The 16,479-nt window shown below is 42.2% G+C and carries 12 protein-coding genes; 7 read left to right on the top strand and 5 right to left on the bottom strand.

Annotation, left to right across the window (positions count from 1 at the left end):
* Positions 1-101: 101 nt before the first annotated feature.
* The 6 genes from L2747_RS00635 (at position 102) to L2747_RS00610 (ending at position 8,312) form a co-directional block, all read left to right on the top strand.
* Entirely contained in the window at positions 102-1,049 is a 948-nt protein-coding gene (locus L2747_RS00635) for a LysR family transcriptional regulator (RefSeq protein ID WP_248997200.1), read from the top strand.
* Between the two features lie 280 nt (positions 1,050-1,329).
* Positions 1,330-3,510 (top strand): malate synthase G, encoded by a 2,181-nt coding sequence (locus L2747_RS00630; protein ID WP_248997199.1) that lies wholly within the window; start codon positions 1,330-1,332, stop codon positions 3,508-3,510.
* Positions 3,511-4,225: 715 nt separating this feature from the next.
* The gene (locus L2747_RS00625; protein WP_248997198.1) at positions 4,226-4,927 is read left to right on the top strand and encodes a response regulator; all 702 of its coding nucleotides are present in this window, start codon (positions 4,226-4,228) and stop codon (positions 4,925-4,927) included.
* Complete coding sequence (gene creC, locus L2747_RS00620; protein ID WP_248997197.1) at positions 4,927-6,399, top strand: two-component system sensor histidine kinase CreC; 1,473 nt, start codon at positions 4,927-4,929, stop codon at positions 6,397-6,399. Before L2747_RS00625 ends, creC begins: the two co-directional genes overlap by 1 nt.
* Positions 6,400-6,472: 73 nt before the next feature.
* On the top strand, positions 6,473-7,870 hold the full coding sequence (gene creD / locus L2747_RS00615) for a cell envelope integrity protein CreD (protein ID WP_248997196.1): 1,398 nt from the start codon (positions 6,473-6,475) through the stop codon (positions 7,868-7,870).
* Complete coding sequence (locus L2747_RS00610) at positions 7,857-8,312, top strand: ribosomal maturation YjgA family protein (protein ID WP_248997195.1); 456 nt, start codon at positions 7,857-7,859, stop codon at positions 8,310-8,312. Before creD ends, L2747_RS00610 begins: the two co-directional genes overlap by 14 nt.
* Before the next feature lie 123 nt (positions 8,313-8,435).
* Here the strand turns inward: L2747_RS00610 and adhE are convergent, their stop codons facing one another.
* Positions 8,436-11,051 (bottom strand): bifunctional acetaldehyde-CoA/alcohol dehydrogenase, encoded by a 2,616-nt coding sequence (gene adhE / locus L2747_RS00605; protein WP_248997194.1) that lies wholly within the window; start codon positions 11,049-11,051, stop codon positions 8,436-8,438.
* Positions 11,052-11,380: 329 nt separating this feature from the next.
* Between adhE and L2747_RS00600 the strand changes: the two genes are divergently transcribed.
* A complete protein-coding gene (locus L2747_RS00600) occupies positions 11,381-12,004 on the top strand; it encodes a YchE family NAAT transporter (protein WP_248997193.1) in 624 nt (207 codons plus the stop codon).
* A gap of 89 nt (positions 12,005-12,093) precedes the next feature.
* Here the strand turns inward: L2747_RS00600 and L2747_RS00595 are convergent, their stop codons facing one another.
* The 4 genes from L2747_RS00595 to efp all read right to left on the bottom strand — a co-directional run bounded on the left by L2747_RS00595 (position 12,094) and on the right by efp (position 16,462).
* Positions 12,094-13,428 carry an anti-phage deoxyguanosine triphosphatase gene (locus L2747_RS00595; RefSeq protein ID WP_248997192.1) on the bottom strand — a complete coding sequence of 445 codons (1,335 nt, stop codon included), beginning with the start codon at positions 13,426-13,428 and terminating at the stop codon, positions 12,094-12,096.
* An 18-nt stretch (positions 13,429-13,446) separates the two neighbouring features.
* Complete coding sequence (gene yfbR / locus L2747_RS00590) at positions 13,447-14,034, bottom strand: 5'-deoxynucleotidase (RefSeq protein ID WP_248997191.1); 588 nt, start codon at positions 14,032-14,034, stop codon at positions 13,447-13,449.
* 138 nt (positions 14,035-14,172) lie between these two features.
* Entirely contained in the window at positions 14,173-15,387 is a 1,215-nt protein-coding gene (locus L2747_RS00585) for a pyridoxal phosphate-dependent aminotransferase (protein WP_248997190.1), read from the bottom strand.
* A 514-nt stretch (positions 15,388-15,901) separates the two neighbouring features.
* The gene (gene efp, locus L2747_RS00580; RefSeq protein ID WP_220781648.1) at positions 15,902-16,462 is read right to left on the bottom strand and encodes an elongation factor P; all 561 of its coding nucleotides are present in this window, start codon (positions 16,460-16,462) and stop codon (positions 15,902-15,904) included.
* Between the last annotated feature and the right edge of the window lie 17 nt (positions 16,463-16,479).

Raw genomic sequence — 16,479 nt, 5'->3', positions numbered from 1 at the left:
CCTTTAACAATATGATTAGCGGCGATTGATTACGTTGAAAATATTAGTAAGATTTGTTTAAATAAGTCTAATTTATAGTTTCTATATCCGGTATTTATTTTATGAATATATCTCGTATCGATTTGAATTTGTTAGTTTATCTTGATGTGTTGCTGCGTGAAAAAAATGTTACAAAGGCGGCGGATCAGCTGGGGATCAGCCAGCCCGCTATGAGTAATGGCTTAAAAAGACTACGTACGTTATTTGATGATCCCTTGCTGATCAGAACGAGCCAAGGCATGACACCTACAGAGCGAGCACAGGAGCTACAGCCTACAATTAGTGAGCTAATCATTGGCTTAGAAAAAGCGGTGCAACCTCGAGCTGAGTTTAACGCCGCAGAAAGCGAGCAAGTGTTCAGAGTCATGGCTAGCGACTACGCTGAAGCCACGTTAATCCCACCACTTATCGCCAGACTTCGCACTGAAGCGCCTAATGTGATCCTCGATATTATGACCCCAAGTGATGTGAGTTTTCCCGATGTTGAGCAAGGTCGAGTTGATATGGTGATCAACCGCTTTGACAGTATTCCACAGTCGTTTCATCAAAAAGTGTTATGGAGTGATGACTTTAGTTGTCTGATTAGTAAAACAAATCCAGTTCTAGATAAGTTTTCATTAGATAGCTATTTAAAAGCTAACCATGTTTGGGTGAGTAAAACCGGCATGGGTGTGGGAGTGGGAATGGATCCAGGCGATGTGCAAAGGTTAGGTTGGGTTGATGAGGCCTTAACAAAAATTGGTGTACAGCGACGCATCACCGTGTTCACTCGCCATTATCAAGCTGCTTGTTTGTTGGCAGAGCAACAAGATTTGATCGCAACCATACCAAGTAAAATGGCAAAGCAGCACGAGAATAACGAGCGAGTTTGCATAGTTCCACCGCCGTTTATTATTCAGCCTATCGCACTTACCATGGCCTGGAGCCCACTACTACAGCATAACCCTGCACATAAGTGGATGCGTCAATTGATCACACAAACTGCTGACAGTTTTGGTCGTGAAGCCTGATTTAAGTAACAAACTTACACCATAGTTGTTTATTTACGCAAAAGGCCTATTTTTGATAACCAGTGTGAATGCCGGGTATAAATAGTATAAATTTCATAAATACCATGTGTAGGGTATAGGCTAGTACTTTATGGATAATTTCTGTTCTCAAGAACGTAAACGGCTAAGCGTAACTAGAACCAAAAGCAAATAATAAGCTAATTATTAGATAAGATATGAAGGTTCAAGTGAAAACGATGTGAATCGCGTAGAGCGTTAAATGGACAATTAAGGGCATATTATGACTGCACGTATTAAAGTTGGTGGTTTACAAATTGCAAAACCACTTTGGGATCTAGTCGATAGTGAAATTTGCCCTGGTACAGGGATTAGTTCACAAATCTTTTGGCGCAAGTTTGAAGAGATCGTTAATCAATTAGGTCCCGTCAATAGGGCCTTACTGCAAAAGCGTGAACAGATCCAACAGCAAATAGATGAATGGCATCAAGGTAACGCAGGCAAACCATTTGTATTGTCAGACTATAAAGCCTTTTTAGCCGACATTGGTTACTTGGTTAAAGAGGGGGAGCCGTTTGCCATAACCACAGAAAACATTGACACTGAAATTACCTCTCAAGCGGGCCCTCAGTTAGTGGTGCCGGTTAAAAATGCCCGTTTTGCGCTCAATGCAGCCAACGCTCGCTGGGGCAGTTTATATGATGCGCTCTATGGCACAGATGCTATTTCTGTCGATGACGGCGCTGAGATAAGCAAAACTTATAATCCAATCCGCGGCACTAAAGTGATTGCTTTCGCTAAAAAGCATTTAGATACCGCAGCGCCTTTAGCTGTCGGTTCTCATGCAGACGTTACGCAATACTTTATTGAAGATCAAAAGCTACAAGTTAAATTTAACGATGGCACTCAAACAGGGTTACTGCATCCACAGCGATTTGTCGGCTTTAATGGAGGTCCTGCAAGCCCAAGTGCAGTACTTCTAGTCAATAATGGATTGCATATAGAAATCCAAATTGACCGCTCAAGTGTCATTGGGCAAACCGACTCGGCTGGGGTTAAAGATTTATTGGTGGAAGCGGCTGTCACCACCATTATGGATTGTGAGGATTCAGTTGCGGCGGTTGATGCTGAAGATAAAGTCGAGATCTATCGTAATTGGTTAGGTCTGATGCAGGGTAACCTCAGCGCAAACCTAAATAAGAACGGTAAAAAAATAACGCGTGAGCTTAACGACGACAGAGTGTATTGCGCCGCAGACGGTAAGAGTATTGTTTTGCCCGGACGTAGTCTACTGTTTGTGCGTAACGTAGGTCACTTGATGACTAACGATGCAGTACTTGATAAAAACGGTGACGAAGTGCCTGAGGGCTTTTTGGATGGCATGGTGACAGTTTTTGCAGCTATCCACGATCTAAAGGGTAATAATAACCAGCGCAGTAATAGCCGCAAAGGGTCGATAAATATTGTTAAACCAAAAATGCATGGTCCTGAAGAAGTGGCATTTACCTGTGAGCTGTTTACCCGAATAGAAGACGCGTTCAAACTGGCACGCAACACCATCAAAGTCGGCATTATGGATGAAGAGCGCCGCACCACAGTGAACCTGAAAGAGTGTATTCGCGCTGCGCGTGAACGGGTGGTGTTTATTAATACCGGGTTTTTGGACAGAACCGGTGATGAAATTCATACGTCTATGCTAGCTGGTCCATTCGTTGCAAAATCAGTGATGAAACAACAACCATGGATTAAAGCTTATGAAGACTGGAATGTTGATATTGGACTTGAGTGTGGCTTACAAGGTCGTGCCCAGATAGGTAAGGGTATGTGGCCGATGCCAGACGAAATGGCAGCCATGCTAGAGCAAAAAATAGGTCATCCAAAAGCGGGTGCTAATACGGCTTGGGTGCCATCACCCAATGGCGCGGTTCTACATTCAACCCACTATCATCAAGTGAAAGTGACTGATGTGCAGCAAGAGTTAAAGCAGCGTAAGCGAGCAAGTCTAGATGACTTATTAACCCTGCCTTTAATGCAAGAGTTGAGCGAGCTGACGCGCGAGCAAAAACAGTTTGAGCTCGATAATAATGCCCAAGGTATTTTAGGTTATGTGGTTCGCTGGATTGATCAAGGCGTAGGTTGCTCAAAGGTGCCTGATATTAATAATGTTGGTTTGATGGAAGACAGGGCGACTTTACGTATTTCATCGCAATACCTTGCTAATTGGATACACCACGGTGTTTGCACTAAAGATGAGGTGATGGCATCACTTAAAAAGATGGCGCTAGTGGTTGATAAGCAAAATCAAACCGATAGTGAATATATAAATATGGCACCAGGTTTTGAGGGTATCGCCTTTAGGGCTGCTTGCGATTTGATTTTTAAAGGTAAGCAGCAACCGTCTGGTTACACCGAACCTTTATTACATGCTTACCGAAAGGAGGCCAAGACAAAATCCGTTGCATAAAAATGTCCACTAATTAAGAGCATAATAAACGCTATGAATATTAAATTTATAGCGTTTATTTATGTGCTTTTTTGAGACAGTCTTGGATAATAAACGAAGTAGATTAGATGTTTGTTTATAATCGAGGGTTCATTTGTATGACAGTTTTTCTATTGTAGGCATTTTTGACCAATACCATAAATATAGCCAGCTAGCTGGAAAGAAAATAAAACTTAACAAGCTAGAATAGAAACCGATTAAAGGTAAGTTGTTTGATTTACCTTTAGCTGTCTTTATAGTGAGAAAAACCATCAATATAAAATTGATGAAAATAATTTGACCAGCAATTGTGGCATTGATATTCAAAGGTGTGTCCTTACATCTCAGAGTTTAGGAGGGCATTTCCCTTTACAGTATTTTTATGGAGTCACAATGCAAGCTAGAGTCCTTATTGGCTTCATTGTTTTGTACTAAGGTAGCTAATTTTTAATAACCTAGCAAGGTTATAGAATATTAGAATACTCTTAGCTCTAACTGTTAACTTCTGCTTTGTTATGAAGAGCAATAGACAAATCGTATTACCTAAATAAAGCGTTTGTAGCATATAAGTATCGTTTACTGTTAGCACTAGCACTTTTAGCGGCATATAGCTTCAACAATATGATTAATATGTCGATTTATACACCCGCTCTACGTTAAGCTTGCTGCCCATAAATAATCTAAAAGGGTTAACTCATTGAGTGCTAAAGCGACGGTAGTCATTATTGAAGACGAGCCAGCTATTGCAGACAATCTCATTCATGTACTGGAAATGGATGGTTTTAATGTTTGTTGGTTTGCAACAGGTGAACAAGGTTTAGCCTATGTTGCTGGCAACAATGTTGAACTGGTCGTGCTTGATGTTGGCCTGCCTGATGTGAACGGTTTTGAGCTTTGTAAAACCATACGCGAATTTTCTGACGTGGCGATTATCTTTTTAACCGCAAGAAATGATGAAATAGACCGGGTAGTTGGATTAGAGATTGGCGCTGATGATTATGTGACTAAGCCATTTAGCCCACGTGAAATGCTTGCCCGCATTAAATTACGCATTAAAAAGCCCGTTTCTACCCCGATTGAAGTTGAAAACTGTAACAGCATAGATATCACCGCCAGTCTTTTGCAATCAGCCAATTACGACTACTGCGTTAATGGTCAGATGATCGGTTTAACTGCAGTTGAATTCAAAATCCTTGATAAACTTATTAACAGCAATGCAAATGTACTAAGCCGTGAGCAGTTGCTGCTTGCTGCAGATATCGCACCTTCCGCTTCCTATGAACGTAACATCGATTCCCATATCAAAGCCATTCGCAATAAACTGAGATCTTATGGTTTGGACGATTTGATCAAGACTAAACGCGGATTTGGCTACTTTTATTCTGAGAGTTCACTTTAATGACTCGTTGGCCAAAAATCCCATTAGGCCTAAGACTCTTCTCTCTGTACTTTATCTTGGTCGGGATCACTGCTTACATGGTGAGCACCACTGTTATACAAGAGCTTAAGCCTACGGTTCGGCAAACGACGGAAGAGACGCTTATCGATATGGCTAATCTGTTAGCCGTTCTGGCAGAAGAAGAGGTTGCCAATGACCGAATTTCTGAAAGCCGGTTCTCTAAGTTACTTGCGGCTTACGGGCAGCGAGAGCCGCAAGCGCGTAGATGGGAGCTGGGTAAAAAAGCGCTCAACCACCGGATTTATATTACCGATAAAAACGGCATAGTGATTGCCGACTCTTGGCAACAAGATGTAGGCGAAGACTATTCAAAATGGAATGATGTGTACCTTACCCTGCGAGGCCAATACGGTGCGCGCAGTACCACGGAAGATCCCAATGACCCTTTATCAACCGTCATGCATGTAGCAGCACCCATCTACCATAACAATTCGATTATCGGCAGCGTCACAGTGGCTAAAGCCAACCGCTCAGTACAGCCCTATATTGATATCTCTAAACGCAATGTGTTGTATTGGATGGTATTGATGAGTGGTTTAGTACTTATTGCGGGCGCTTTGTTTTCGTGGCGGATCCATTCAGCGCTACATAAGTTGGAAAACTACGCTGATAAAATGGGCCGTGGTGAAAAAGTGGTTAAACCGACATTCCGCGTTTTTTACGAATATGCCAATTTAAGTCATGCATTAGAAAAGATGCGCGAGCAAATAGATGGTAAAAAGTATGTGGAGCAATATGTTGAAACGCTCACCCATGAACTTAAAAGCCCACTGTCTGCGATAAAAGGTGCTAGCGAAATTCTGCAAACACCATTATCAACCGATAAAGTGCACCGTTTCTCGGCTAATATTGAGCGAGAAGCTGACCGCATGCAGTCTTTAATCGATAAACTGCTAGAGTTAGCCCGCTTAGAGAAACGGCCACAATTAGATTCTTTGGCGCCGATTAATCTTATCGATATGATTAACCAAATTAATCTCGCTTCAGAAGTGCGTTTTGTCACTAAATCTGTGGTATGCCAATTTGATTGCGCCTTATCGCTGGAAAAACTCAGCAATTCCTCAGTACTTGGAGACAACTTTTTATTTCAACAAGCACTGTTTAACTTGATGGATAACGCAATAGATTTTGTAGAACCAAACGGAACTATTCAGTGGTCACTATTACCTGTGAAGGACGGACTCCAGCTAGCTATTTATAATACCGGCCCGCATATTCCTGATTACGCTATGGCGCGCATTATTGAACGTTTCTACTCATTACCGCGTAAAACTGGCATTAAAAGTACCGGTTTAGGGCTTAATTTTGTTGAGCAGGTGGTCAAGTTGCATCATGGCACACTCAATATAGAAAATGTCTCGCAAGGCGTTAAAGTCACCCTTATATTGCCTTTGACTGCAAACTCCATCTAATCTCCATATTCGCTCCATTTAATCCCCAACTGTTGATTTTAAAATACAGTCATCAACAGTTGGAGAATTACCTTTGAAAAATATACTTAATAATCAGACCGTAGCGAAATTTGGATTTGTACTTTTGCTTTTTGTATTGCTGCAGATCCCTTTATCTATGGTGAGTAACTTGATCTCAGAGCGCTCATATCGATTAGAAGAGGTGCGAAACGAAATTGCGCGAAGTAGCACTGGTGAACAAAGGATTATCGGGCCTTTCATTAGCGTTAATTACACTGAAATGGTCAATCATGAAGGTAAGCAGTATTTTACTGAGCACCGTCAATACATTTTACCGGAAACCTTTAATTTTAATGCTGATCTGGAAAGCTATGCTAAATATCGGGGGATCTATCAAGCGCGCCTTTATAAAGCAGATAGTCGGCTAACGGGTACGTTTGACTTAAGCCCTTTAACACAGATTGGCCGAGATAAGATAAACAGTGTGTCTATGGTTGTTGGGGTTAGTGATAGTCGGGGCCTAATCAAACTCAATAAAATGACACTGGATGGAAAAAGTATTGAAATCCAGCCAGGCACGGGACTCAATCAATTTGCCCAAGGATTTCATACCAATCTTGACTTTACTCAGTTGTTAGCATGGAAAGATAGTACTTCTAACAACGGTTCTGCCGATATTAAGCTGCAGCCGTTAACGTTTGATTTTAATTTCTTATTGCAAGGGATGGAGTCGATACAAGTTACTCCGATTGGTAAAGTTTCAAATGTTGAAATGAATTCTCTTTGGCCGCATCCGAGTTTTACGGGGGATTTTTTACCCATTTCATCTGACATTTCTGATAAAGGCTTTAACGCGCAATGGGCTAGTAACAACTTTTCTTCCAATATTAGCCAACTGTTTGAACGTTGTATGATTGATTCTGGTCGTTGTGCAGAACTAGACCGTCGGCAGATGGGCGTTGATTTAATAGAGCCGGTTGATCATTACCTTAAATCCCATCGCGCTGTAAATTATTCCTTGTTGGTTATTACTTTAGTGTTTGCCAGCTTCTTCCTACTTGAGCTGTTTCAAGCTCGCCTAATGCACCCTGTACAATATGGTTTTGTAGGCTTAGCGTTAGCCTTGTTTTATCTATTACTGATCTCTTTCAGTGAGCACCTTGGCTTTAATTGGGCTTATGTTTTGTCAGCTATCGCCTCAACAGTTTTGTTGAGTATTTATGTCGGCGGAATGTTGGCAAACCCAAAACAGGGCAAGCTGTTTGGGCTCTGTTTAATGGGACTTTATGGCTTGTTGTTTGGATTGCTACAAGCTGAAAGCTATGCCTTGTTGATGGGAAGTCTATTGTGCTTTGCAATTTTGAGTTTGTTGATGCTACTGACTCGACATGTTGATTGGTATGCAAAAAACGCAGACCACTCAGTTATAAACAAAGACGTTCCGCCGGAGCTTGAGAATGACGGTCAATAAGATGTTGGTTGGCAAAATAAATGATAAACCGCTCGCGGCGCGAGAGTGTTACTTTGGGGTCAGCCCTGTAAAGGCATTAATAAGCTTGAGCCTGTTATTTGTGCTGGTCTTTATTGCACTCTTTGTTCGAGACACGTTTATTAGACCGATACTCGGAGATGTGCTGGTCGTGGTGTGGTTATATTATTTACTGGCGAGCTTTTTACCCCTTAGAACTCGGACATTAATCTTGATGACGTTATCAATAGCTTTTAGTGTTGAGTTTGCCCAATACATTAGAGTGCCTAAGTTACTTGGGATAGAACCAGGCTCTGTAATAGGTACCATTTTGGGCGCGACCTTTGATTGGCTAGACTTAATCGCTTACATAACAGGGGCTGTTTTATGTGTGGTTATTGAGCGGGTATTAAACAGGAGAGTTACGGCCAAAACTTGTCGGTAAACAGAGAGCGCAAAAACTGAGCGGTAAAAAACTGATAGTACTCATCAGTATAAAGATAAAACCTAGCCAATATTGGCTAGGTTTTATCCGTTTAAGAGGCAATTCAATTAGCAGTACTGAGTACTACTCATCGCGGTAATCATTGCCATAGTAGCTTGCTAACAAGACTTGCTTAAGCTCGGCAATGAGCGGGTATCTAGGATTGGCCCCGGTGCATTGGTCATCGAAAGCATCTTCGGCTAACTCGTCGAGTTTGGCAATAAAATCGGCCTCGTTGACCCCCGCTGCTTGGATTGAGCATGGAATGCCAATCGTCTCCTTGAGCTCATCAATTTTTTTAATGAGCGCTTCGACTTTTTCTTCATCAGTAATGCCTTCGCCTATCGCGTCTTCCAGTTTTAAATGTTCAGCAATCTTTGCATAGCGGCAAAGTGCTTTCGGTCTATCATATTGACTAAATGCAGCCTGCTTGGTTGGCATGTCTGTTGCGTTAAAGCGGATCACATTGCTGATCAGTAAAGCATTCGCTAAACCATGAGCGAGGTGAAACTCAGCTCCCAGCTTGTGTGCCATTGAGTGGCAAATACCTAAAAAGGCATTAGCAAATGCGATACCCGCAATGGTTGCGCCGTTATGAACCTTTTCTCTCGCGACTGGAGCATTGGCACCATGCTCATAGGCATCGGGCAAGTGGGTAAATAACAAGTCTAGCGCTTGCAGCGCCTGTCCATCACTATATTCGTTAGCCATTACGCTCACATAGGCTTCTAATGCATGCGTGACAGCATCAATGCCGCCAAAAGCGGTCAGTGACTTTGGCATGTCCATCACGAGGTTTGGGTCGACAATGGCCATGTTTGGCGTCAACTCATAGTCGGCGATAGGGTACTTCATGCCGGTTTGTTCGTCTGTGACCACTGCAAATGGCGTTACCTCTGAGCCTGTACCAGAGGTCGTTGGGATAGCCACCATTTTGGCTTTACGGCCAAGCTTTGGAAACTTATAAATCCGCTTAGTGATATCCATAAAGCGCAGTGCTAAATCGGCAAAATCAACATCGGGGTGTTCATACATAACCCAGATGATTTTTGCCGCATCCATCGGAGAGCCGCCCCCGAGCGCTATAATCACATCCGGCTGAAAGCTCTGGGCCACTTTAGCGCCTTGCTTAACTATGTGCATGGTTGGGTCGGCTTCAACTTCATAAAAGACTTCAGTCTCTAACCCTTGGGACTTGAGGATTTTAATGGTTTCATCGCAGTAACCATTATTGAACAAGTACTTGTCGGTAACGATGAGCGCCCGTTTTTTATCGCTTAACTCCTCAAGTGCGATAGGTAAGCTGCCACGGCGGAAATAAATAGAAGAGGGAAGTTTATGCCACAACATATTTTCAGCTCGCTTAGCGACGGTCTTCTTGTTGATAAGATGACTTGGGCCGACATTTTCAGAAATTGAGTTACCACCCCATGAACCACAGCCTAAAGTGAGCGACGGCGCTAACTTAAAGTTATACAAATCGCCAATACCGCCCTGAGATGCAGGCGTATTAATTAAGATCCTGGCGGTTTTCATTCTAAAGCCAAATGCTTTAACTCTGTCTGTTTGGGTATCTTGGTCGGTGTACAAACCTGAGGTATGGCCAATACCGCCTAAGGTAACGAGAGCTTCAGCTTTATCGACCGCATCTTCAAAATCACTGGCGCGATACATTGCAAGTAGTGGTGACAGTTTTTCATGAGCAAAAGCTTCTGCGTTATCAATATCTGTCACTTCGCCTATAAGTACTTTCGTTGAGTGATGAACGGTTATCCCTGCCATTTCGGCAATTTTAGCTGCACTTTGGCCGACGATATCTGCATTTAGTCCGCCATCTTTTAAAATAACAGACTGCATCGCTTTGGTTTCGTCAGCATTTAAAACGTAGCCGCCATGGCTGGCAAAGCGCTGTTTTACAATATCGTAGATCTCATCAACCACCACAACGGCTTGTTCAGAGGCACAAACCACCCCGTTATCGAAGGTTTTTGACATCAATATTGAGCTCACTGCGCGTTTAATATCGGCGGTTTCATCAATGACAATCGGTGTATTACCAGCGCCAACTCCAATGGCAGGTTTACCTGAAGAGTAGGCGGCTTTAACCATACCTGGACCACCCGTTGCTAAGATCAGGTTAATGTCATTGTGGGTCATTAACTGATTTGAAAGCGCGACAGAAGGTTCATCAATCCAACCGATAATATCTTTTGGCGCGCCAGCAGCAACCGCAGCTTCAAGTACAATGCGTGCAGCCATAGTGGTTGACTCTTTTGCCCTTGGGTGGGGAGAGAATATAATGCCGTTACGGGTTTTAAGACTAATAAGAGCTTTAAATATTGCTGTTGATGTTGGATTGGTCGTAGGAACAATACCGCAGATTATGCCGACGGGTTCGGCGATGGTAATCGTACCAAATGTGGGGTCTTCAGAAAGAATACCGCAGGTCTTTTCATCTTTATATTTATTGTAAATATACTCAGAGGCAAAGTGGTTCTTAATCACTTTATCTTCTATCACGCCCATGCGGGTTTCATTGGCCGCGACTTTTGCTAATGCTATGCGTGCGTCCGCAGCTGCAAGTGCTGCAGCGCGAAAAATGGTATCGACTTGTTGTTGAGAGTAATTGGCAAATATTTGTTGGGCAGCCTTTACTCTTTCTATCAGCAGGTTGAGTTCTTGCTCATTTGATATTGTCATAATCGCAATCCTGAAAAAATTTAGCCAAACCGCGCTTGGCTAAATATTCTCCGGTGCTCTAGACTTCACTTTATGAATAAAAATTACACTTATCGAGGTCATTCTGCAGTGACTAAGGCCACATTTTCAACGAGAACTGTAATTTTATAACGAGTATAACTTAAGGATGTTGCGGTTTAACGTCAATGTAAAGCGAGTGCAGCAAAACTATTATTCAAAGTTGTGATTTAGGATAGAAAATCTCATTTTTGGTTTTAAGGGTCATGAGTTAGAGTAGCGCCACATTTTTAATGAACAAATAACGCCTTGGGCGCGTTGAGGGTAAGACGTTGGATTTAACACTCTACGTTAAATTTTTTCTCGGCTTAATTGCGATAATTAATCCATTTGGATTGTTACCGGTTTTTGTGAGCTTAACCAGTCATCAGACCGAAGCTGAGCGTAACCATACGGGTAAAGTTGCAAACTTTGCTGTGGTAGTGATTTTGTTGGTAACGATATTTGCTGGCCAGCATATCTTGAACATGTTTAGCATCTCGCTGTCGGCTTTTAGAATTGCAGGCGGTACGCTTATCGCAATTATTGCGATGTCGATGTTGCAAGGTAAGTTAGGTGAAGTAAAACGCAACAAAGAAGAAGACCGTGAAGCCTCGGGCATGGAATCTGTTGCGGTTGTGCCATTAGCCTTGCCGTTAATGGCTGGTCCTGGTGCAATTAGTTCGGTTATCGTTTCAGCTGCTGAGCATAATAGCTTTGAAAACTTAATTGGCATGTCAATTACAGTGATCTTGTTTGGACTGCTTAGTTTTACTTTATTTAGAATGGCGCCAATTATCTTTAAGATCTTAGGCAACACAGGCATTAACGTGATCACCCGTTTAATGGGTCTATTGATGCTGTCTATCGGTATCGAAGTGATTGCAGCCGGTGTAAAAGGATTCTTCCCTGGATAACTAACTTGTACTGATTAGATTACTGCTTGATAGCAAAGAAAAAAGGCACTCGAACGAGTGCCTTTTTTAGTTTTATTAAAATGAGCCCATTAGAACTCGCAATTAAGCTCCATCATAGAGGCTGATTTGGCACTAAAAAGATGTTGATGCAATCTAGCGGCAAATTCATCTGTCATACCGGAGATATAGTCGGCAATAACGCGATAGCTGTTTTCGCCTGCTTGCTCACTGGCGAGCCAACGTTCGCGAGTATTGAGCGGTAATAAGCGCTCAGGATCTGAGATAAAAGCTTCAAATAACTCCATCACTATTTGTTGCCCTTTATACTCGACCATTTGTATTTCAGGTTTGCGGATCACATACTTATAAACGAATTGCTTAAGCACATTGAGCGCTTCTGCAAAAGCGGGTTCTAGGGCTGCGTTATATCTTAATAGGGGCTCTTCAAACAAAGGGTTTTCTTGAATAGATATCGCCGTTACAAAACCATTTACCAGTGTGCCTATTGCATCTTTGCGCTGATGATGTTTGCTGGAAAACAATCTTTCGCTGATGGTGCTGAACTCGTTCTTTAACCAGTCGTCTGGTGTTTCTAGTAAGGTTAGGGTGACATCAGTACGCCACTGCGCCTCATTAACAATGCCCATCACAATAGCATCTTCAAGATCGTGTACCGCATAGGCAATATCATCCGCTAATTCCATGATTGAACAATCTAATGATTTATAGCGGGTACGTTTGTGTTTAACACCTTCTACTTCATGGCTCGATAAGAACAGTGCTCGATCATTTTCAGATAAAGGCGCAAGCACCCAATCTAAAATTTCAATGTCATCATCAAAAAGTCCTTTTACAGGGATCCAATCACCCGGCTTTAATTGCCTAAAGTTGGCTACTGCCGGCTGTTTTTGGCGGCTAAAGAGAGCACTGAAAGGGGCGGGATACTTTAAGATCCCAAGCAATGTTCTACGGCATAAGTTCATACCATAAAACTCAGTGTAGGGTTCTAACCGAGTTAATATACGAAATGTTTGTCCATTGCCTTCAAAACCGCCTTTATCGCGCATCATATAGTTAAGCGCTATTTCGCCACCGTGACCAAAAGGTGGATGGCCGATATCGTGGGCAAGACACAAAGATTCGATAAGGCTCATTGAATCAAGAAGCGCATTGTACTCAGGCTGTTTTTGTTTAATTTGGGCACATATGCCAGTACCGATTTGTGATACTTCTAGTGAATGGGTTAGGCGGGTACGATAAAAATCATTCATGCCGACACCAAGTACTTGAGTTTTAGCCTGCAGGCGCCTAAAAGCAGCAGAATGCAATATTCTGGCTCTATCACGTTGGTAGGGACTACGATGATCGTTACGCCTTTGTTTGTCCTCGCCTAAGCGTCTTTCATTCCAAACTGCGTCTGTCATATACATTCCTTTAATGGCTTAAAGCAGCTTATTAATATCGTCTAAATCAAGGGTAAAGCTGGGAATAAAGCACTCGATAAAATAGTTTACCGCTGGGTTTGGATCGCTCTTGAGTCTTTGCTCCAAGCGTTTTTGTGCTGTGTTAAATTCAGTATTGCCTGCACGCTTTTCTTCTAAACATTTCAGGTACGCACAAAGGGTATCCGCTGACTTAACCAAGGCTTTATATTCGACATCGGCGTACTCGCTAGTGAGTAGCGCCTGATAATCCTCTCTAAATTCTTCTGGCACCATCTCAAGTAGTCGTTGTTCGGCAATGGCTTCAATTTTCTTATATTCAGCCTCTATCTCTTTATTGAAATATTTAACAGGAGTGGGGAGGTCGCCGGTAATAATTTCACTGGCATCATGATAGATAGCAATGGTGGCTGCTTGGTAGGGGTCGTAATTGCCATCAAATTTTTTGTTGCTAATGATTGCTAACGCATGGGCAACCATAGAGACTTGTAGTGAATGTTCTTGTACATTCTCTGTTCTTACGTTGTACATTAACGGCCAGCGTTGAATTAATTTCATTCTAGCTAAATGGGCAAATAAGTGGCTCATTGTATGCCTCACGGATAAGTGTTCTATTATTCGAGACTAGCATAATCAGCATACAAAAAAACGACCCGAAGGTCGTTTTTTCTAGTTAAATTATTATAAAAAACAATTTAATGAATTACTTAGCAAAAGCTTTTTTGCTTACTGCTTATAATTACCGAGGAAATCACCAAATTCTGAAAGTGCCTTTGTTAGCTCTTCTTTGTAAGGTAAGAACACCACGCGTACGTGATCAGGTTCTGGATAGTTAAACGCAGAGCCTTGAACCAATAGGATCTTCCTATCTTTTAGCAAGTCGAGCACTAAACGCTCATCATCACGTAGGTTAAACTTCTTTTGATCAAGCTTAGCGAAGGCGTATAACGCACCCTTTGGTGTTTTAACGCTAACACCAGGAATAGAGTTAAGCATATCCACACAGGCATCACGTTGAACGCGTAAACGTCCACCAGGTTGTACTAGCTCTTGAATGCTCTGATAACCACCCAAAGCTGTTTGAATTGCATGTTGGCTCGGTACGTTAGCACACAGGCGCATAGAGGCCAGCATATCTAAGCCTTCAACATAGCTCTTAGCGGCTTTCTTGTTACCAGTAAGCATCATCCAGCCTACACGGAAACCCGCTGCACGGTATACTTTTGAAAGACCGTTAAAGGTAACGGTTAAGATATCATCTGACAGGCTCGCTGCTGGGATATGTACAGCTTCGTCATATAAAATCTTGTCGTAAATCTCATCAGCAAACAAAATCATGTCGTTTTGGCGACATAGCTCAATTACTTCCAAGATCAGTTCTTTTGAATACACTGCGCCAGTTGGATTATTTGGGTTAATTAACACAATACCGCGGGTTCTTGGCGTGATTTTACTTTTGATATCTTCAAGATCTGGGAACCAATCTGATTCTTCATCACAGCGATAATGCTGTGCTTTACCGCCAGATAAATGAACTGAAGCCGTCCATAATGGATAATCAGGAGAGGGTACTAGTACTTCATCACCACTATTAAGCAAACCTTGCATCGCCATCACGATAAGCTCAGATACACCGTTACCAATGTAAATGTCTTCGATGTCTACACCAAAGATCCCTTGTGATTGGTAATGTTGCACAATCGCTTTACGGGCAGAAAATAGACCTTTCGATTCACAGTAACCTTGTGCGCTTGGCAGGTTTAAAATAACGTCACGAACGATCTCTTCAGGGGCCTCAAATCCAAATGGGGCAGGGTTACCGATATTCAGTTTAAGAATACGGTGACCTTCATCTTCTAGACGACGGGCTTCTTTATGTACTGGACCACGAATGTCGTAACATACAGAATCTAATTTGTTGGATTTGATAATAGGGCGCATCTACACCTCGAAAATGCTGAAAATACGAGCCAAACACTTCTTTGACTTTGTTGCAGGCACAATAGCTAAAAACAAACGACAAATAAAGGATTAAATATCTAATTTAAAGCAATAAAAAAGATAATGATCTTATTATGGTTGTCTGAAACACCTATTTTTAGGTGTTAATGCTTTTTTGGTGGCGTTTCTCAGTGTTAACTATCGAAAGGTGAGAGTAAGTCGTCATATAAAGCCTAAATTAGGATTCTGATGCTTGGAACAGTTTTTTGCGCTGGTTTTACTATAGTAGTCGGTTAGTTTAGCTATTTGGGATCAGTAGCGAAGGTCATCAGATTGATTGAATAAAGTGCGCGAGGCAATGAAACAACTGTATGTAGCTAAGGTTATTGCAATTGAAGTCATTACCTCTAAGGAGTGTGAGCTCTTCTGTATAGAGAAGATAATTCTGCAGGTTTGGTTTGCGGCAAGCATAAAAAAGCCGGCAAGTAGCCGGCTTTTGAAAACGAATTTAAAATTAAACGCGCTTTTTGAACTCGTTAGTACGAGTGTCAATTTCAATCATGTCACCAGTCTTAACGAAGTCGGCAACACTTAGCGTACCGCCGCCAGTGATAGTAGCAGGCTTCATTACTTTACCTGAAGTATCACCACGAGCTGAAGGCTCTGTGTAAGTCACTTCACGTACTACAGAAGTTGGTAGTTCAACTGAAATTGCTTTACCTTCGTAGAAAGTCACTTGGCAGTTTTCTTCCATGCCATCAACGATGTATGCAGCAGCATCGCCTAGGTTTTCAGCTTCAACGTCGTACTGGTTGTATTCTGCGTCCATGAAAACATACATAGGATCAGCGAAGTAAGAGTAAGTACAGTCTAGACGCTCTAGAATGATGTCTTCCATCTTGTCTTCACCTTTGAAGGTGCTTTCAGTCGTAGAATCTTGTAGAACGTGCTTAAGCTTTAATTTAACGATAGCAGCGTTACGGCCAGAACGAGTTGTTTCAGTTTTTTGAACAACCCATGGGCTGCCATCTAACATGATCACGTTACCAGGACGGAGTTCATGAGCAGTTTTCATTACACTATTTCCTATTT

It is taken from the genome of Shewanella marinintestina (assembly GCF_023283845.1).
GTDB lineage: Bacteria > Pseudomonadota > Gammaproteobacteria > Enterobacterales > Shewanellaceae > Shewanella > Shewanella marinintestina.
Note: the sequence above shows the minus strand (reverse complement) of the source record. Positions and strands in the feature narration are given on the sequence as shown.